Here is a 16359-nt window from a genome sequence, read left to right on the forward strand (position 1 = left end):
CCAGAGCCGCCCGTGCGGGCGTGTCCGCGACCTAGGACGTGAATCCGGCTTCCCGATCGGCTGCGGCGATCTGATCGCTGAAGCGCTTGTGCACCCAGTGACGCTGGCCGAGCAACATCATCTGTGTCCAGCGACCGGAGGCAGGACCCAAGCGTGTTCGGCGCGGCATCGTGCCCAGCAGGCGTTGCGGCCTGGCGCCGCCGGAGGTCTTGCTGCTGTCCAGAACGTAGATGGCGTCGTCGGTGATGGCCACACAGCGGTAGTGGATCCAGAAGATCGTCAGACCGGTCAGATAGGTGATCAAGAAGAACGCGAAATTCGGGGCGGCCTGCGCGATGAACGCCTGGCGGATCTGGGCGTCGGCGGGAAGAAACGGTGCCGCATGCTCGACCAGATCCTTGCGGGGTGCCGCGCCCCCGTGCTCGGTACCGTCCACCACTCGATCCTTCCACCGCCGTGGCGGTTTCGCAGAATGTTCTGGCCGTCCACAACGCGGGTGCCCCGCAATGGTGTTGGCGCGATCACGGCGTAGATCACATTCGCCCCGCGATGTGAGCTCGAGGCGCGCGAGTGTGCCGTCCATCCCATCGCATTGCCGAACCGCGGTCCGGAATCCTACGCTCGCGTTCGGTCCACTGTTTTCCGAACGACGAAGGGCGGATCCACATGACAACGCTCATCCTCGTGGGCATTGCGACAGCGGGAGTCTTCGCGATCTTCCACGACCGCAACAACATGGACTTCCGCGGGCGCGAAATCGCCGAGTACCGCCACCGGAAGTAACCACCTCACGCAGCCGTCCCCCGCGGCGCACGATCATCGTGCGCCCCCGTCTTCACGGCCGCCCGATGCCTAGCGCTCCTTGCCGCGTGCCTTGTCGACAGCCCCTGCTGTAGTTCGAGATCGGCCAACGCACGGGACAGCGACCTTGGCCATCGATGATTGGATCTCGCAACAGGCCTCTACGAGCTTGACCGGTTCGCGACTTGAACCGTCGGGCCTAGTACTGCGACACGCATCTGAAGCGTTGCCGAAAGACTCAGGTGGCCGAGCACTTCCGCAAATCGTGAGCGGGCGATACGGCTTCGAATCGAAGAAGCGTGAATCTATTTGCGGTGCAAATAGATTCACGCTTCGTGGTGTCCGGAGGGGGACTTGAACCCCCACGCCCTAATACGGGCACTAGCACCTCAAGCTAGCGCGTCTGCCATTCCGCCACCCGGACCGGTGGTGCCGGACAAGATTAGCGGAGGGGTTGGGGGAAAGGGAAATCGGGGGTGGACCTGGCGAAAGAGGGTGTGCGGGGGTGGGTTTCGGGGTCAGTGGAGGATGCCGAGGAGGTTGGCGTTCTTGACGGGGGTGTCCTTGTTGGCTTGGACCTGGCAGAGGCTTTGGACGGCAGCCATGGAGAGGTCGACCTGGGTGCCAGGGGGCTCGTGGTCGTTGCCGGTTTGTTGCTTGATGAACTTGGTGATGGTGACGCGCTGGGTGTCGGCGTTCTGCGTGAGGTAGTCGCTGCACTTGGTGTCCCCGCCCTGGTTGAGGGCCTTCTCGACGTCCGAGCAACCCGACAGCAGGGCTACGGCGAGTGCGGCGGCGGCCACGGCCGACCATCGCGCGGTGTTCATCATGCGTTCCTCGGGGGTCCCGCGCGGCGGGTGTCCGCCGCGATCGACCGCCACTGTAGAGGGCCGGGGTCGCCGGGTAATCGGGGCTGGACCCGGAGATTCGCTCCGAAACCGTGTGAGTTGCGTCACTCCGGGGTGTGGTCAGTGGACGGGCGGTTCGGCGGCCCTCGCCGCCCGCCAGACCCGAGCCTCGCTGGTATTGCCGCGACGCGTGAGCAACTCCGCCAGGCCCGCCATCGCGCGGGGGTCGCCGTGGGCGGCGGCGGTGCGCCACCAGTGTTCGGCTTCGAGGTAGTCGCCGCGGCGGTAGCGCAGGACGCCGAGGTCATAGGCGGCGGCCAGGTGACCGAATTCCGCTGCCTGCGTCCACAATTGGCATGCCTGGTCTTCGTCGCCGCGGCTCTGCATGGCGACTCCGAGTTCGTAGAGCGCGTTCTGGTAGCGGCTGGCCTCGGTGGGCGGTTCGGGTGGGGGAGGGGTGACGGCGAGGCTCAGTTCGACGACGAGTTCGCCGAAATCGGGCGGCCCGACGCCGGTGCTGCAGTGCAGCACCGTCAGGGTGGGCTCGCGGGTGACCAGCAATCCGTAGTTGCCGGTCCAGGACACGATGGCGTCACTGTCGTCGACCCAGACGGGGGTGAGGGTGATGGCGGCGTCGGCCTCGGTCGTGCAGATCTGCAACTCGACGCCTGCGGTCATGGCGTCGCTCCACACGTCAACCCCCCTGAGCCGGCGGCCGTCGAGCAACACGTGACCGCGGTCCACGCCGAGCCCGATGCCGAGGCTGCGCACCCCCGGCCGGGGCGCGACCGCGCGCAGGGCCAGCCGGACGGTGGTGGGCGAAACGCCGATGCCCTCCGAGTGCAGGGGATAGACCTGGGCTCCGTTCCAGGTCACGGGGTCCGCGCTGTCGTATCGGTCCGCCAGCGGTGGCGCGGTCGCGGCCGGCTCGGCATACGAATACGACCCCTTCATCTGCCCCGCCTTCCGCCGGTGCCGTGTGATGTTCGGGCATACGGTAGTACCGATACCGCCCGCTGAGTCCCGTATTTGCCAGCAACGTCCGCCAGCAAACACCTGGTCAGGTGACCGGTGTCCGAAAGCGCCCGCGGGCGGTCTCCATGTCCATATTTCGCCGGTCGCTCGACGTGTCGGCCACGTCCACGCGGTGTGTCGTACTGGCGCGGGGCCTGGTGTCCTGTTGAATCGTCGGCGAAATACCAGCGAACGAGTGAAAGGTAAGGACATATGGCTCTGCCCACCATGACCCCCGAACAACGCTCCGAGGCGCTGGCCAAGGCCGCCGCGGTTCGCAAGGCTCGCTCGGAGATGATCGCTGAGGTCAAGAAGGGCTCGCTCAGCCTCTCCGAACTGCTCAAGCGTGCCGACAAGGAGGACCTGGTCAAGAAGACGAAGGTGTCGGCCGTCATCAAGGCGCTCCCGGGCATCGGCCCGGTCAAGGCGGCCAAGCTGATGGACGAGGCCGAGATTCCCGCCGATCGTCGCATCGGCGGCCTGGGTTCGCGGCAGCGCGCCGCGCTGCTGGAGGCTCTGAAGGCTTGAGATCGGGGGGTGGCCTGCCGGGTCGCGAAATCGACCCGGCGGCAACCACTCCCGCAGTCTCCGGTTGCTCGGTAAAAGCGCAGGCCATCGGCCGATTTGGTCCAGACGATCGGATCCGATAACCTTGCTGAGCACCACCGGTCCGGGTGGCGGAATGGCAGACGCGCTAGCTTGAGGTGCTAGTGCCCGTATTAGGGCGTGGGGGTTCAAGTCCCCCTCCGGACACAACCAGTAGGCCCACGGGTGGTTTTGGTTTAGCTTCAGCCAAAACCACCCGTTTTTCATGGTTGTAGGTCAGTTTCAGGCCCAAGTGCCGGTAGATCTCAAGTTTGTCGGCGGGATCGGCCGATCGCAGGATCGCCAGCAGTCCGCCGAGGCATTCGACCATCGCTCGGATTTCTTCTCGGCTCATCCTGTGGTCCGCAACGGATTTCGCCTCGATCGCAGCGATCTGCGCCTCCACCAGTTCACGCTCCCGCTGCACCTCCCGGCTCCACAGGGCGATGAGTATCGGGTCGGCTCCGGCTTCGAGTGCAGCGCGATGGCGGGCGAGCTTCTGGTCGTGTTCGGTCAAGGATCGTCGGGCCGCGTCGAGCGTCGAAAGGTGACTTGTAGGCTGCGCGTTCTCCAGCTGGGTCAGATTGTGTTCGAGGTGGCTAGGATGGAACACTTCGGCCAGCCACGCGTCGATCGGGCCGCTGAGCTGATCTTCGCGCAGGTATACCGAGGGCGGATGGTCGAGATTGTTGGCCAGGGCGTACTCGGAGGGATACCGACACCGGTAGTGGGCTTTGTCGTGGTTCCAAGTTCCCTGCATACGCCGCTCGCAGCTTTCGTGGAACAGCAATCCCCGGAAGGCGTAGGGATGGTTGCGGCGGGTGATCTCGCGCCCCATCGAGCGTGGTCCTCGTGAAGCCAAGCGCAGTCGGACCTGCTCGAACGCGTCGGTGCTGACCAACGCCTCGTGCGCGGGTTGGTCGGAAAAGATCCAGGCGGTCTTGGGATTCCAGGTCAGGTGAGTGTCGTGTCCGAGCGCGACATCGTTGACATCGATGAGTGATTCTTGCTTGCGTTGCTTGTTCCACACCTCGTGCCCGGTGTAGCGCGGATTGGTCAGGATCGCGCGCACCGCACTCTTCGTGCCTGTCCGGGATCTGATCGATTTGGGAACAGACCGTGTGGGAGGTTGCCGGAAGTGGCCTGACGAGGCGGAACCTCCTGGTAGCAACAGGATTACCAGATCCACTGTTGCCCAGAAGGTTCCGTACCGGCTATCACCGGCTCACCATCCGCTACGACCGCAAAGCCACCCATTTCCTCGGATTCCTCACCCTCGCAGCGGCATTGATCTGCTACAAAAAGCTCGTGAAAGCTACGACGTGAGACACGGTCTTAACCAGGAAGGTTGTTTCATGGATTGGGTCAACATCTTGTTGACGTGGGCTGCCGCTCTGTTCTTCACTCTGGCGTTCATGGCAACGACCGTGATCATATCCGCATCGATGTTGTTCAGGATTCCGCCGGAACAGACCTGGGAAGCAGTCCGGGGACTCCTCCGGAAACGCTGAGACCACTCCAATGCTCGGGTAACCCAAAGAGGGGGTGATCTATAAAACCGACTTCAGGACAACCCGATGGCGTTGCTCCACATGCAACGCACTCCGCGATGAACCCTCGGCCAACCGCAACCGCGCCGAGGGTCTTCGCTTGTCTGACAACAGTTTCCGCGACGTAGCAACGTGTCCACGTGGACACCCTGTCCAAGGCCCGTAATTGCTGATAGACGACACTTTTCAGGGTTTGGACACCCTGTCCACGTGGACACCCGTACGGGTAGCTATGCGGCGTCGGCGATCTGGTAAGACCCGGCACAGGTGTTGATCGAAACCATCGGCCCGATGTTCAGGCAGCTCTCACCACAAGACCAGGACCAAGCGCTGCGGCATTTTGTCCTGTGGCTGAACAAGGAAATACCGAAAGAGAAGAGGAAGCAGTAAGTGGCGTCCGTCCATGAGTACATCGTGAACCCGGACCCGAAAATCAAGGGGGACAAGGGCATTCGGTATCGAGTTGCGTACACGAAGCCCGATGGCAAACCGACCGGCAAGCGGGGGTTCCTTCGGAAAGCAGAGGCCAATGCCTTCGCCAACAAGGTGGAGGTTCAGAAGATGGACGGGGACTACGTGGCTCCGTCGCTGGGTCGCGTCACCGTTGGTGAATTGGCTCCTGCATGGCTGAAGGGGAAGAAGGCAAGCACAGCTCCGTCGAACTACCGCACGCTCGAAGCGGCATGGCGAAATCACGTCGACAAACCGCGATGGGGCAGTGTTCGCGTCGCCGATATCAACTTGGAAGCCGTGGAGGACTGGATCACCAACATGCGGCTGGCCTCGATGGAGAAGGCCGAGGCACAGAAGGCCAAGGGCGGCAAAGTCTCCGATGGAGCTACCACCATCATCAGGGCGCACGGCGTGCTCGCTGGAATCCTCGATGCAGCCGTGAAGGCCAAGCGACTATCGAAGAACCTCGCGCGCAGTGTCGAGAACCTGCCGGACAAGAAAAAGAAGCGCCACGTCTATCTGGCTTCAGCGGACGTGCAGCGGCTGGCCCCCTGCAGTCCGGACGCCACGAACTCCTCGTGCTCATGCTCGCGTACTGTGGTCCGCGCTGGGGTGAGGTAATCGCGCTTCGCGTACGCGACATCGATTTCCGACGAGCACGGATCACGGTTGCCGACAACGCCGTACAGCTGGGCGTCGATCACGCGGAGGGTGAGACGAAGGGCAAGGAGATCCGGACGGTTCCAGTTCCGCGGTTCGTCCTCGATCGGTTGCGCGAGCACGTGAAGGGCAAGGACGGTAGCGCACTTGTGTTTCCGCACCCGGACGACCCTGAGAAGTACCTGTCACGCCCGAAGTCGGTAGACGGATGGTTCGCGGGCGCCGTGAAGCGGTCGAAGGTGCAGGCGATCACGCCACACGATCTCCGGCACACCTGCGCTTCGCTGGCTGTGTCGGCAGGCGCGAACGTTCTGGCGCTGGCCCGGCTGCTGGGACACTAAGGACGCGAAGGAAACACTCAACACCTACGCGGACCTGTTCGACGATGACTTGGATCGCGTAGCGTCGGCGATGGACAAGAAGTATTCGGGCGGCAAGGGCTCTGCCGCGACAAGCCTTGGTAGCTGCGCTTGTCAAAATCTTGTCACGGAGCCCGACCAGGCTGTTGCCTGAGCAAAGAAAAAGCCCCTGACCTGCTGTTGCAGGCCAAGGGCTTTGGCGGTGGCGGAGGGATTTGAACCCTCGGAGGGGGGTTACCCCTCACACGCTTTCGAGGCGTGCTCCTTAGGCCGCTCGGACACGCCACCGGTGGTGACTTTACCTGAGCACCCCGAGGAATCAGAAATCGCCTGGAGAGCGCGGTGGGGGGCGGTGGGAATCGAAGAAATCGGCGAGGAGGGCGGCGCATTCGGGTTCGAGGATGCCGGCTCGGACTTGGGGGCGGTGGTTGAGACGTCGGTCACGGACGACGTCCCAGAGGGAGCCGACGGCGCCGGTTTTGGGTTCCCAGGCGCCGAAGACGAGGCGGGAGACTCGGGACAGGACCAGGGCGCCGGCGCACATGGTGCACGGTTCGAGGGTGACGGCGAGGGTCGCGCCCTCCAGGCGCCAGCCGTCGCCGAGGACCTGGGCGGCGGCGCGCAGGGCCAGGACTTCGGCGTGGGCGGTGGGATCGCCCAGGGCCTCACGGGCATTGGCGGCGCGCGCCAACTCCCGGCCCCGGGCGTCGAAGACGACCGCGCCGACGGGGACGTCGCGCGGGTCGGCGGTCCGGGCGGCCGCGAGGGCGGCGCGCATCATCGCCTCGTCGGATCTCATCGCCTCGTGGGGGGCGAGCGAGCCGATCAACGCGGGAGCTTGTCCAGCACCGCCGAGAACTCGTTGGCGAAGCCGAGGCGCTGGGCGATCATGCCGAGCTGCTCGTCCGGGTAGAGATCGGTCTCTGCGAGGATGACCGCCAGCACCGGTTCGGGCAGGCCGAGGTCGGCGAGGACGCCGAGATCGCCCTCCTCCCAGGGTTCGACGTCGTCGAGTTCGTCCGGGTCGATGTCGGGGATCTCGATATTGAGTTCCTCCAGCACATCGGCGGCGATGTCGTAGTCGATGGCGGCGGTCGCGTCCGACAGCAGGATGCGGCTGCCGGTCGGGCCGGGACGCAGGATGATGAAGAACTCGTCGTCGATGTCGAGCAGGCCGAATGTCGCGCCGGAACTGCGCAGCGCGCGCAACTCGTATTCGGCCGCGGTCAGACTGGTCAGTGCCGCCTCGCTCAGGGGCGTCACTTTCCAGTTGGCTTCCTCGCGGACAACCGCCACTGCGAACCCTTCTACGTCGTCGTAATCGTCCGACGCCGCCCTGTTCGTGCTCGAGCGCTGTGCTGCCATGGCCGCAACGGTAGTCCGCTTCGGGGGAAATGTTGAAGTCGTATGCCAATCTGATCGGATGACGGGCTCTCCGAAACCAGCTGTGTGCGTCCTGGGTACCGGTTTGATCGGCGGATCGGTGCTGCGCGCCGCCGCCGCGGCGGGGTATGAGGCGTTCGGCTACAACCGTTCCGAGGTGGGCGCCAAGTCCGCCCGCATGGACGGCTACGACGTGACCAGCGAGGTGGAGGCGGTGCTCGGCCGGGCCGCCGCGAGAGACGCGCTGATCGTGGTCGGCGTGCCCATGCCCGCCCTCGACGCGGTGCTCTCGGATGTGAAGACCTTCGCGCCCGGCTGCGTCCTCACCGATGTGGTGAGCGTGAAGGCCCCGGTCGCGGCGGCGGTACAGCGGCACGAGCTGAGCGCGAAGTACGTGGGCGGCCACCCCATGGCCGGGACCAGCGAATCCGGTTGGGCGGCATCCAGTCCCGACCTGTTCAAGAACGCGGCCTGGGCGGTGAGCGTGGATCCCGGCGTGCACGCCGACCACTTCCGGCGTGTCGCGCAACTCGCCCTGGACTGCGGCGCGGTCGTCGTGCCGGTGCTGGCGGTGGAGCACGATCGCGCGGTCGCCCGCATCTCGCACCTACCCCATGTGCTGGCGGAAGCGCTCGCCATCGAGGGCTCCAACGGCGGCCCGCTCGCCTTATGCCTCGCCGCCGGTTCCTTCCGGGACGGCACCCGGGTCGCGGCCACCGCCCCCGAGTTGGTGCGCGCGATCTGCGAACCCAATGCCGCTGCCCTGCTGGACGTCCTGGACGACACCCTCGAGGTCCTCACCCAGGCCCGCGACAGCCTGCGTGCGCACGGCACCCTCACCGAACTGACCGAGGCCGGCCACGACGCCCGCGTCGAGTTCGACGACAACGAGCGCTGGCAGATCACCGATGTCCGCCCGGGTGACCACAACTGGCTGACGAAGCTGATCGATGCGGGCCGCTCGGGCGGAGTCATCAGTTCCCTGGACTAGATACGCGCCCCTGGACTAGATGCGCTCGGCCAGCCCCGGATAGTCGAGCAGGAAGCCGTCGTCGTCGACGGTGACGGTGGCCGACGACACCGGCGACAGCACATGGATGCCGTCGGGTCCGCTGCTGTAGGTGAGGCTGGCTTCCTGCACCAGGAGATCGGGCAGGCGCACGTACACGACGGGCACCTGCACGTCCTCACTGGTGTGGGCCAGCCCGTAGCGTCGAATGGGCAGCGTATTGAAGAACGGGCTCAGCACGACGTCCACATCGAGCGCGCCCCCGAACGTCGAGCGCACGTGCGTATTTCCCGCGTCGATGAGCCAATAGTTCTCCTCGTCGCGGGCAATCGAGGCGTGCCGCTCACCGGTGGCGAGCGTGCTGCGCAGCGACAGCCGCTTCGTCACCCCCGCCTCGTCGGTGACCAGGTCATAGGAGGCGCTGAACGCGGGATGATCCTCGCAGTCACCGGCGATGATGCGCCCCGCCGCACGAATCCGGTTGCCGCTCACCACCACCCGCACCGACTCCATCCGCGACGCGTTGTGCGCCCGCCAGGTGAGAACGGAAGGCCACCGCGGCGCACCCGGCTTCACGTCCCCATTCCCGTTATCCGTCACCCCTATCACCGTAGTTCCCACTCCCCCCGCCCCCGCGCTCCCCGGCCGTTATCACTCCCCCCGCGCGACATCGTGATCAACATGCAATGGTGCAGGGCGCTTCTCGGCGTTTGCCCACGCCATCGCATGCTGATCGATCGTCCTGGTGATAGCGGGCGGCTCTGGGTGCGGGCTGTGGAACGGTGTTGATCCCGATGGGGGCGGGGGGACTCGAGTAACCTGCTCTGGGCACGGGGGGACTCCGGGGTGAAAGGGACTGTTGTGACGGGCGCGCGGATGGTCGGCCTGTTCGCCGGCATCGGCGGGCTGGAGCTCGGGCTCGCGGCGCATGGCTGGCGTAGTGAGCTGCTGTGCGAGATCGACTCCGGCGCGCAGGCGGTGCTGGCGGCGCATTTCCCGGACGTGCCATTGCATTCCGACGTCACCAAGCTGCGCGCGCTGCCGTCCGGCACGGAACTGGTCGCGGCCGGCTTCCCGTGCCAGGACCTCTCGCAGGCCGGGCGCACGGCCGGAATCACCGGCAGCCGTTCGGGTTTGGTGGACGAGGTCTTCCGCCTCGTCAAGCGCAAGAAGGGCCCGCGCTGGCTGCTGATCGAGAATGTGCCGTTCATGCTGCAGCTCGGGGGCGGCGCGGCCATGCGGCACATCACCGACGCGCTCACCGAACTCGGCTACACCTGGGCCTATCGGGTGGTCGACGCGCGCGCGTTCGGGCTGCCGCAGCGGCGGGAGCGCGTGCTCATGCTGGCCTCGCGCACCGACGACCCCCGCCCGATCCTGTTCGGCGCGGACGCGGGACCGCGCGACGTCGGCGATCCGCTGCACGATCCGTGCGGCTTCTACTGGACCGAAGGCAATCGCGGCCTGGGATGGGCGGTGAACGCGGTACCGACCTTGAAGGGCGGTTCCGGCCTCGGCATCGCGAGCCCGCCCGCGGTGCGGCTGCCGTCCGGTGAGCTGGTGACGCCCGGCATCACCGACGGCGAACGACTGCAGGGCTTCGATCGGGATTGGACCACACCGGCTTTGACGGTGCCCGGCATCCGGCACGGGCATCGCTGGAAGCTGGTCGGCAATGCGGTGAGTGTGCGCATGGCGAGCTGGATCGCCGACCGCATCACCCATCCGGCCGACGATCCGGTCCCGGACGGCGAACCGCTGACCCGCCGCAGCTGGCCGACCGCCGCGTGGGGACACGGCGGGGTGGTGCATCGAGTTCCGGTGTCCACCTGGCCGGTTCACGCGCCATACGAGGATCTGCGCTGGTTCCTCGACGATTCCCGGCTGCTGTCGGCGCGGGCGACCGCGGGTTTCCTGCGCCGCACGGCCATGGGTTCGCTGCGTTTCCCGGAGGGTTTTCTCGCCGATGTGGCCAGCCATCTCGAGCGTATGGGTGGCGCGCCCCGCGAAGCCGCCTGACCCTGGCCGCCGCGGCGGTCCGGATCTTGCCGGCCTTCCTGAGCGCCGCGAGGATGGCGTGATGGCACAGACGCCGCCCCGGGCCGAGACCTCCCTGTCGCGGGCCGAGACCTCCCCGCCACGGGCCGAGACCTCCCGGCCCACGACCGACGCCGCCACCAGTGCGCGCCTGGCCAAGCAGCGCCGGGTGGGCACGAAACCGGAACTGGCGTTGCGGCGGGAATTGCACCGGCGGGGAAAACGGTTCTTCGTGGACAGGGCGCCGCTGCCGGGTTTGCGACGCCGGGCCGATCTGGTGTTCCCGCGATGGAAGGTGGCCGTCTATGTCGACGGATGCTTCTGGCACAGCTGCCCGCAGCACGCGACACACCCGAAGAACAATGCCGAGTGGTGGGCGGCGAAGCTGGCCGGAAACGTGGCGCGCGACCGGGACACGGATACCCGGCTGGCGGCGGCGGGTTGGACCGTGGTGCGGGTGTGGGAGCACGAGGCCGCGGATTCGGCGGCCGACCTCGTGATGCGGGCGCTCACACGCGGCTTGTGACAAGCAGGTTTCCGGATGGGCGACAATGGAGTTACGAGCGGACCAGCCGACCAGTCCGAACAGAGCACACTGCGGGCAGGCAGTACGAGTAAGCGAGGCCAGCGAAAGCGAGCGCGGTGATGGCACCAACCGAGCAGAAACTAGCCGAGGCGGCCCCGAGCGCACCGGCTCGGCAGCCGCGCTGGCGCCGGGTCCTGCGCTGGCTCATCGCGATCTTGATCGCCGTCGCCGGACTCGGCTACTCCTCCTGGGTCCTGGAATTCATCCTGCCCATCGACAGCAATCCCACCAACACCTTCCTCAGCCAGCTGGCCGAGAAGGGCGCGCCGTTCCGCTGGGTGTTCACCACCGGCGACACCGTCTCCGGTTCGCTGCTGGTGGTGGCGGGCATCGGCGGACTGCTGCTGTTCTCGCGCCGGCTGTATTCGAACATCGGCTGGATCGCGCTGGCGTGCTTCGGCGCGTCCACCATCGCGGACGCGCAGTGGCCGATCGTGCCGGAGGATCCCGACGGACCCAAACGCTATGTGGACACCGGCCTTTTCCCACAGCTGCATCAGATTCATGCGCTGACCAGTACCTTGGCCGTGTTCTCGATCTATATCGCCATGTTCGCCTTCACCGTGGCGGCCTTCAAATATCGGCGCTGGCCGATCCTGCGGCATACCGGCCTGTGGATTCTCCTCGTGGGCTCGGCGGTGACGGCGTGGATGCTGATCGCCGACAATCTGCCCGGCAACTACGGCCTGGGCATCGCGCAACGCATCCAGGTCGGGGCCATGTCGCTGTGGCTGGTGGCGCTGGCGGTGCAAATAGTTGTCGCCGAACGGGATACCACGCACACCCATTAGGGTCGAAGCCGTGACCAGCGACGCATCGCAACTCGCCGACACCACCGCCCTGCTCGACACCGTCGCCGCCGCGACCGACCGCCTGCTGCCCGCGGTCGCCGCCCTCGGCGACGGCGATCTGGTCGAGCCGTCCCTGCTGCCCGGCTGGACCCGCGGCCATGTGCTGGCCCACCTGTCCCGCAATGCCGACAGCCTGGTCAACCTGCTGCTGTGGGCCCGCACCGGCATCGAAACCCCGCAGTACGCAAGCCAATTCCTGCGGGAGGCCGATATCGAGGCGGGTGCGCCGCGGCCGCTGCGCGAGCAGCTCGAGGACCTCACCGCCTCGCACGAACGCTGGCTCGCGCTGGCCCGGGTGATGCCCGCCGACCGCTGGCCCGCGCTGGTCCGCAACCGGCAGGGCGGCGAGATTCCGGCCACCCGGGTGCCGTGGATGCGGTTGCTGGAGGTCGAGATTCACCATGTGGACCTCGATATCGGCTACACCGCCGGCGACTGGCCCGCGGACTTCACCGATCGTCTGCTCGCCCAGTCCATGACCGAGGTGCGGCCGGCCGACGGCACAGGCTTCACCGTGACCGCCACCGACACCGGCTTCACCGCCACCGTCGGCGCCCCCGCCACCACCGTGTCCGGTCCCGCCGCCGCCTTGGCGGCCTGGCTCATCGGCCGCTCCCCCGGCACCGACCTGACCGGCGAGCTGCCCAATCTGGCCGCCTGGAAATAGCCTGGCGCGCGGGCGAACTCAGTTCTCCAGATAGGCCACGATGCCCTCGACGAGGGCCTCGAGCGCGTCGTCGAGATCGCCGTAGGTGCCGAGGGTTCGTTCGGAGGTGATGCCGCGCATGGCGGCGGGGATGAGCGCGGCCACCTTGCGGACCTTGACCGGATCGCAGTCCAGGTCGGCGAAGGCGCGCTGACATGCCTTGTCCCAGTGGGGTTTCCACGACGCCAGTTCGGCGGCGGTGCGCGGGAATTCGCGTTCCAGCTCGGCGTGATCGCGCGGCAGTGCCGCGCGCAGTGTTTCGATCGCCAGTGATTCCGGCTCGCGCAAGCCTGCCGCCATCGCGTGGATCAGCGTGCCGACGCGCTCGCGCAGCGTGCCCTCGCGCGCGATTCCGGCGGGCAGGTCGCCGCGCTTGTCGGCGGTGTGGCGCAGGACCGCGGCCCACAGGCCGTCGATATCGCCGAACTGGTATTTGACGACACCCCAGGTCGCCCCGATATCGCGCGCGATGCGATTGCCCGAGACCGCGGCGGGATCGCCGGTGGCCAGGGTGGCGATCGCCGTCTCGAGCATGCTCTCGCGCGACTGTATCCCGCGCTTGTTCGCACGGCGTCCGCCGATCGCCACCTCCGCCACGAGGCCCGATTGTACTGGCTACCAGCGTGATCAAGTTTCAAAGAGGGCTCTTGTATTTCTGCGGGAACGGTTTTACGGTGAGGGCGCCGCGGGTGTCGCCGCGGCAGCCGGGAGGATCCGAGATGGCCAAGCCACCCCTGCCGATGCGGCCGACGGGCTGGTTCCAAGTGGCCTGGAGCATCGAGATCGCGGTCGGGGCCGTGCACACCATGAAGTACTTCGGGCGCGAGCTGGTGGCGTGGCGAACGGCGGCGGGGCGGGTGGCGGTGTTCGACGCGTACTGCGAGCATCTGGGCGCCCACCTCGGTTATGGCGGTCATGTCGAGGGCGAGCATCTGGTGTGCCCGTTTCACGGCTGGGAGTGGAACCTCGAGGGGCGAAATGCGTGCATTCCCTACGAGAGTCATCCGAACAAGGGCCGCCGCATTCGCAGCTATCCGGTCGTCGAGCGCAACGAGGCGGTCTGGCTGTGGTTCGATCTCGACGGCCGCGCACCGTATTTCGAGGTTCCCGACCTTTTCACCGCCTTCGGTGACGGCAAGACCGCGGACGATTACTATCCGCCGGTCCCCGCGGCCACGCTGTATCGCCGCGGCCTGGAACTGCACCCCCAGTACGTGCTGGAGAACGGCGTCGACTTCGCGCACTTCAAGTTCGTGCACAAGACGCCGTTCGTGCCGGAGTTCACCCGCCACGACTTCTCCGGGCCGGTGTCGTACGTCGACTTCACCATCGCCTTCGACGCGGGCGTGACCCAGGACGACATCAACAGCGGCGTCGAATCGATCAATGCCGGGCTGGGGTGCTCGATCACCAAGAGCTGGGGCATGGTCGACAACCGCACCATGCCGGCGGTGACACCGGTGGACGAGCACACCTGCGATGTGCGGTTCACGGTGTGGATCGGACGCAAGCCCGGCGGCGACGGCCCCGAACTCTCGCCCTACGGCAAGGCGATGGCCGACTACGTGATCGAGCAGTTCGAGGCGGACATCCGCATCTGGGCGCATCAGCGGTACTCGGACCCGCCGGCGTTGTCACGCAAGGAGTTCGAGGGTTTCACCGCGTTACGCGAGTGGGCCCGGCAGTTCTATCCACCGAAAGGCACCAACGATGAGTGACGACCGCAAGATTCGCGTTTTCCAGGTCGCGACGGGAAACCTCGGCACCGAGATGATCGGTCGCATTCGCAATCATCCCGACCTCGAACTGGTTGGGCTGCACTGCTATTCGCCCGAGAAGATCGGGCGGGACGCTGGCGAGATCGTCGGCATCGGGCCCATCGGGGTGCGCGCGACCGGCTCGGTGGCGGAGATCATCGACGCCCGTCCCGACGTGCTGACCTTCCACGGCGTGTTCCCGGACGAGGAGCTCTACGAGCAGGTGCTCGAGGCGGGGATCGATGTGGTGACCACCGCGGACTGGATCACCGGCTTCCATCGCGACGCCAACCATCCACACCCTTCCGGCCGAAAGGTCAGCGAGGTGATCCAATCCGCCTGCGAGCGCGGCAATTCCACTTTCTACGGCACCGGCATGAATCCGGGGCTGTGCCAGATCCTCGGCATCGTGCACTCCGCGGACGTGGCCGATATCGAGAACGTCACGGTCATCGAATCGGTGGACGTGTCCTGCCACCATTCGGTCGACACGTGGAAGGCGGTCGGGTACGGGCGGCCGATCGATGACCCCACCATTCCGGACTCGCTCCACAAATACACCGCGGTCTTCGCTGATTCGGTGCAGTTGATGGCCGACGCGTTCGGACTCGTCCTCGACGAGGTGCGTTTCAGCTATGAACTCGGCGCGTGCACCAAGGACATCGATCTCGGCTGGTACGTCCTGCCCAAGGGCTCGCTGGGCGCCAATTACATCAAATACCAGGGCATGGTCGACGGCGTCCCCCGGGTGGAATCCCACCTGGAATGGCAGATGACGCCCCACACCGCGCCGTCGTGGAACATCAAGGGCTGCTACATCACTCAGATCACCGGCGATCCGAGCATCTACAGCAAGCACATGATCTTCCCGCCCAAGGGTTTCGACCTGTCCAACCCCGAGAACTTCGCCTCCATCGGCATGACCGTCACCGGCCTACCGGCCCTCAACGCGCTCCGCTCGGTGTTCGCGGCGCCGCCGGGCATCATCACCAGCGCCGACCTCCCGCTGCGCAGTTTCGCCGGGCGCTTCAAAAGCTGAGGGCCCCGGAACGGGGTGCGCGGGAGAGGGCTGCTCGGTCGTCATGGCGTCGAGCAGTTCGGCGATCCGGTGATCGCGCAGCCGATAGCGCACGACGCGACCGGTTTTGACGGCGGTGACCGCGCCCGAGGTGCGCAGCAGGCGCAGGGCCTGGGAGACGGCGGTATCGCTGATGCCGGTCGCGGTGGCCAGGTCGGTGACCGCGATCGACCCCACCCGGCGGATGGCGAGCAGCATCGACAGCCGGCCCGGATCCGACAGCAGCGCGAAACGCTGCGCCCAGGTCTGGACCCGCTCGGCGTCGCCGATGCCGCCGATGGCATCGCACACCGCGTGCTCGTCGATCAGGTGCCGGTGGGCGCGGTCGGCCGGGATCAGGTGCATGCCTTCGATCCTGCCCGGTGCGCGGGCGCGCCGTCGAGGCGATGCCTGAAAACCTGCGCAGTCTTGCAGGTGAATCGCGGCGCGCGTTACGGTGGGCACGCCGTGGTGTTCGGGAAGACCGGTGTGAATCCGGAGCGGCCCTCGCCACTGTGATCGGTTAGTTCGGCATGTCGTCGATTCCGCCCTCGGGCGGGACGGGCCACGGGACCACGCGTCCTGGAAGGTCTGGTTTGCCTGCGCTCGACCCGTCAGCCAGGAGACCGGCCGCGGCACCGCTAGGAACCCGTCCACGAGGTGCTGGAAAGGCCGACCGAGAATGTCTGTACCCGAAAACTCT

Annotated in this window: 20 protein-coding genes, 3 tRNA genes, 1 pseudogene and 1 riboswitch; of the genes and pseudogenes, 13 read left to right on the forward strand and 11 right to left on the reverse strand. The window is 66.5% G+C overall.

Annotation, left to right across the window (positions count from 1 at the left end):
• Positions 1-31: 31 nt before the first annotated feature.
• From D7D52_RS24675 to D7D52_RS24690, 4 genes are all read right to left on the reverse strand, one after another.
• Positions 32-436 carry a hypothetical protein gene (locus D7D52_RS24675; protein ID WP_120740047.1) on the reverse strand — a complete coding sequence of 135 codons (405 nt, stop codon included), beginning with the start codon at positions 434-436 and terminating at the stop codon, positions 32-34.
• A 701-nt stretch (positions 437-1137) separates the two neighbouring features.
• Positions 1138-1225: transfer RNA gene (locus D7D52_RS24680), tRNA-Leu, on the reverse strand.
• Positions 1226-1319: 94 nt separating this feature from the next.
• The gene (locus D7D52_RS24685; RefSeq protein ID WP_342775189.1) at positions 1320-1628 is read right to left on the reverse strand and encodes a hypothetical protein; all 309 of its coding nucleotides are present in this window, start codon (positions 1626-1628) and stop codon (positions 1320-1322) included.
• Between the two features lie 141 nt (positions 1629-1769).
• The gene (locus D7D52_RS24690; RefSeq protein WP_120740049.1) at positions 1770-2603 is read right to left on the reverse strand and encodes a tetratricopeptide repeat protein; all 834 of its coding nucleotides are present in this window, start codon (positions 2601-2603) and stop codon (positions 1770-1772) included.
• A gap of 273 nt (positions 2604-2876) precedes the next feature.
• Here D7D52_RS24690 and mihF point away from each other — a divergent pair, with 273 nt between their 5' ends.
• The 3 genes from mihF (at position 2877) to D7D52_RS24705 (ending at position 4104) form a co-directional block, all read left to right on the forward strand.
• Complete coding sequence (gene mihF, locus D7D52_RS24695; protein WP_120740051.1) at positions 2877-3191, forward strand: integration host factor, actinobacterial type; 315 nt, start codon at positions 2877-2879, stop codon at positions 3189-3191.
• 140 nt (positions 3192-3331) lie between these two features.
• Positions 3332-3416 (forward strand) — tRNA-Leu (locus D7D52_RS24700).
• Between the two features lie 58 nt (positions 3417-3474).
• The gene (locus tag D7D52_RS24705; RefSeq protein ID WP_120740053.1) at positions 3475-4104 is read left to right on the forward strand and encodes a hypothetical protein; all 630 of its coding nucleotides are present in this window, start codon (positions 3475-3477) and stop codon (positions 4102-4104) included.
• A 9-nt stretch (positions 4105-4113) separates the two neighbouring features.
• Here D7D52_RS24705 and D7D52_RS40160 read toward each other — a convergent pair.
• Positions 4114-4437 (reverse strand): annotated as a pseudogene (locus tag D7D52_RS40160) (recombinase family protein); the annotation flags it as partial.
• 2 nt (positions 4438-4439) lie between these two features.
• On the opposite strand from D7D52_RS40160, the gene D7D52_RS39965 reads away from it, so the two are divergent.
• From D7D52_RS39965 to D7D52_RS40170, 3 genes are all read left to right on the forward strand, one after another.
• Positions 4440-4574 (forward strand): hypothetical protein, encoded by a 135-nt coding sequence (locus tag D7D52_RS39965; protein WP_281279125.1) that lies wholly within the window; start codon positions 4440-4442, stop codon positions 4572-4574.
• Between the two features lie 614 nt (positions 4575-5188).
• On the forward strand, positions 5189-5872 hold the full coding sequence (locus D7D52_RS40165) for a hypothetical protein (protein ID WP_342775191.1): 684 nt from the start codon (positions 5189-5191) through the stop codon (positions 5870-5872).
• A complete protein-coding gene (locus tag D7D52_RS40170; protein ID WP_342775292.1) occupies positions 5836-6252 on the forward strand; it encodes a tyrosine-type recombinase/integrase in 417 nt (138 codons plus the stop codon). Before D7D52_RS40165 ends, D7D52_RS40170 begins: the two co-directional genes overlap by 37 nt.
• Positions 6253-6467: 215 nt before the next feature.
• Here the strand turns inward: D7D52_RS40170 and D7D52_RS24730 are convergent.
• The 3 genes from D7D52_RS24730 to D7D52_RS24740 all read right to left on the reverse strand — a co-directional run bounded on the left by D7D52_RS24730 (position 6468) and on the right by D7D52_RS24740 (position 7635).
• A tRNA-Ser gene (locus tag D7D52_RS24730) sits at positions 6468-6558 on the reverse strand.
• A 31-nt stretch (positions 6559-6589) separates the two neighbouring features.
• Positions 6590-7069 (reverse strand): nucleoside deaminase, encoded by a 480-nt coding sequence (locus D7D52_RS24735; protein ID WP_120744436.1) that lies wholly within the window; start codon positions 7067-7069, stop codon positions 6590-6592.
• 26 nt (positions 7070-7095) lie between these two features.
• The gene (locus tag D7D52_RS24740) at positions 7096-7635 is read right to left on the reverse strand and encodes a tRNA adenosine deaminase-associated protein (protein ID WP_120740059.1); all 540 of its coding nucleotides are present in this window, start codon (positions 7633-7635) and stop codon (positions 7096-7098) included.
• A 58-nt stretch (positions 7636-7693) separates the two neighbouring features.
• On the opposite strand from D7D52_RS24740, the gene D7D52_RS24745 reads away from it, so the two are divergent.
• Positions 7694-8644 carry a prephenate dehydrogenase gene (locus D7D52_RS24745; protein WP_120740061.1) on the forward strand — a complete coding sequence of 317 codons (951 nt, stop codon included), beginning with the start codon at positions 7694-7696 and terminating at the stop codon, positions 8642-8644.
• Positions 8645-8659: 15 nt separating this feature from the next.
• Here D7D52_RS24745 and D7D52_RS24750 read toward each other — a convergent pair whose 3' ends face one another.
• Entirely contained in the window at positions 8660-9262 is a 603-nt protein-coding gene (locus tag D7D52_RS24750; RefSeq protein ID WP_120740063.1) for a putative glycolipid-binding domain-containing protein, read from the reverse strand.
• A gap of 261 nt (positions 9263-9523) precedes the next feature.
• Here D7D52_RS24750 and D7D52_RS24755 point away from each other — a divergent pair, with 261 nt between their 5' ends.
• The 4 genes from D7D52_RS24755 to D7D52_RS24770 all read left to right on the forward strand — a co-directional run bounded on the left by D7D52_RS24755 (position 9524) and on the right by D7D52_RS24770 (position 12803).
• Entirely contained in the window at positions 9524-10681 is a 1158-nt protein-coding gene (locus D7D52_RS24755) for a DNA cytosine methyltransferase (protein ID WP_120740065.1), read from the forward strand.
• Between the two features lie 61 nt (positions 10682-10742).
• A complete protein-coding gene (locus tag D7D52_RS24760; protein WP_120744437.1) occupies positions 10743-11225 on the forward strand; it encodes a very short patch repair endonuclease in 483 nt (160 codons plus the stop codon).
• Between the two features lie 119 nt (positions 11226-11344).
• Positions 11345-12076, forward strand: a complete 732-nt coding sequence (locus D7D52_RS24765) for a DUF998 domain-containing protein (RefSeq protein ID WP_120740067.1) — start codon at positions 11345-11347, stop codon at positions 12074-12076.
• Positions 12077-12086: 10 nt separating this feature from the next.
• Positions 12087-12803, forward strand: coding sequence for a maleylpyruvate isomerase family mycothiol-dependent enzyme (locus D7D52_RS24770; protein WP_120740069.1), 717 nt, complete (start codon positions 12087-12089; stop codon positions 12801-12803).
• Between the two features lie 18 nt (positions 12804-12821).
• On the opposite strand, the gene D7D52_RS24775 is transcribed toward D7D52_RS24770, so the two are convergent.
• A complete protein-coding gene (locus tag D7D52_RS24775) occupies positions 12822-13430 on the reverse strand; it encodes a TetR/AcrR family transcriptional regulator (RefSeq protein ID WP_120744438.1) in 609 nt (202 codons plus the stop codon).
• A 131-nt stretch (positions 13431-13561) separates the two neighbouring features.
• Here D7D52_RS24775 and D7D52_RS24780 point away from each other — a divergent pair, with 131 nt between their 5' ends.
• Positions 13562-14560 (forward strand): Rieske 2Fe-2S domain-containing protein, encoded by a 999-nt coding sequence (locus D7D52_RS24780; protein WP_120740071.1) that lies wholly within the window; start codon positions 13562-13564, stop codon positions 14558-14560.
• On the forward strand, positions 14553-15638 hold the full coding sequence (locus D7D52_RS24785; RefSeq protein WP_120740073.1) for an NAD(P)H-dependent amine dehydrogenase family protein: 1086 nt from the start codon (positions 14553-14555) through the stop codon (positions 15636-15638). Before D7D52_RS24780 ends, D7D52_RS24785 begins: the two co-directional genes overlap by 8 nt.
• Here the strand turns inward: D7D52_RS24785 and D7D52_RS24790 are convergent.
• Positions 15534-16022 carry an ArsR/SmtB family transcription factor gene (locus tag D7D52_RS24790; RefSeq protein ID WP_120740075.1) on the reverse strand — a complete coding sequence of 163 codons (489 nt, stop codon included), beginning with the start codon at positions 16020-16022 and terminating at the stop codon, positions 15534-15536. The two genes, D7D52_RS24785 and D7D52_RS24790, sit on opposite strands and share 105 nt — an antisense overlap.
• A gap of 86 nt (positions 16023-16108) precedes the next feature.
• Positions 16109-16305: riboswitch (cobalamin riboswitch) on the forward strand.
• Positions 16306-16359 lie beyond the last annotated feature (54 nt).

The organism is Nocardia yunnanensis (assembly GCF_003626895.1).
GTDB lineage: Bacteria > Actinomycetota > Actinomycetes > Mycobacteriales > Mycobacteriaceae > Nocardia > Nocardia yunnanensis.

Coding starts and splice junctions, on each gene's coding strand:
- D7D52_RS24780 (WP_120740071.1), top strand. CDS start 13,562: ATGGCCAAGCCACCCCTGCCGATGCGGCCGACGGGCTGGTTCCAAGTG.
- D7D52_RS24745 (WP_120740061.1), top strand. CDS start 7,694: ATGACGGGCTCTCCGAAACCAGCTGTGTGCGTCCTGGGTACCGGTTTG.
- D7D52_RS24740 (WP_120740059.1), bottom strand. CDS start 7,635: ATGGCAGCACAGCGCTCGAGCACGAACAGGGCGGCGTCGGACGATTAC.
- D7D52_RS24785 (WP_120740073.1), top strand. CDS start 14,553: ATGAGTGACGACCGCAAGATTCGCGTTTTCCAGGTCGCGACGGGAAAC.
- D7D52_RS24705 (WP_120740053.1), top strand. CDS start 3,475: ATGGTTGTAGGTCAGTTTCAGGCCCAAGTGCCGGTAGATCTCAAGTTT.
- D7D52_RS24735 (WP_120744436.1), bottom strand. CDS start 7,069: ATGAGATCCGACGAGGCGATGATGCGCGCCGCCCTCGCGGCCGCCCGG.
- mihF (WP_120740051.1), top strand. CDS start 2,877: ATGGCTCTGCCCACCATGACCCCCGAACAACGCTCCGAGGCGCTGGCC.
- D7D52_RS24690 (WP_120740049.1), bottom strand. CDS start 2,603: ATGAAGGGGTCGTATTCGTATGCCGAGCCGGCCGCGACCGCGCCACCG.
- D7D52_RS24765 (WP_120740067.1), top strand. CDS start 11,345: ATGGCACCAACCGAGCAGAAACTAGCCGAGGCGGCCCCGAGCGCACCG.
- D7D52_RS24685 (WP_342775189.1), bottom strand. CDS start 1,628: ATGAACACCGCGCGATGGTCGGCCGTGGCCGCCGCCGCACTCGCCGTA.
- D7D52_RS24760 (WP_120744437.1), top strand. CDS start 10,743: ATGGCACAGACGCCGCCCCGGGCCGAGACCTCCCTGTCGCGGGCCGAG.
- D7D52_RS24790 (WP_120740075.1), bottom strand. CDS start 16,022: ATGCACCTGATCCCGGCCGACCGCGCCCACCGGCACCTGATCGACGAG.
- D7D52_RS40170 (WP_342775292.1), top strand. CDS start 5,836: ATGCTCGCGTACTGTGGTCCGCGCTGGGGTGAGGTAATCGCGCTTCGC.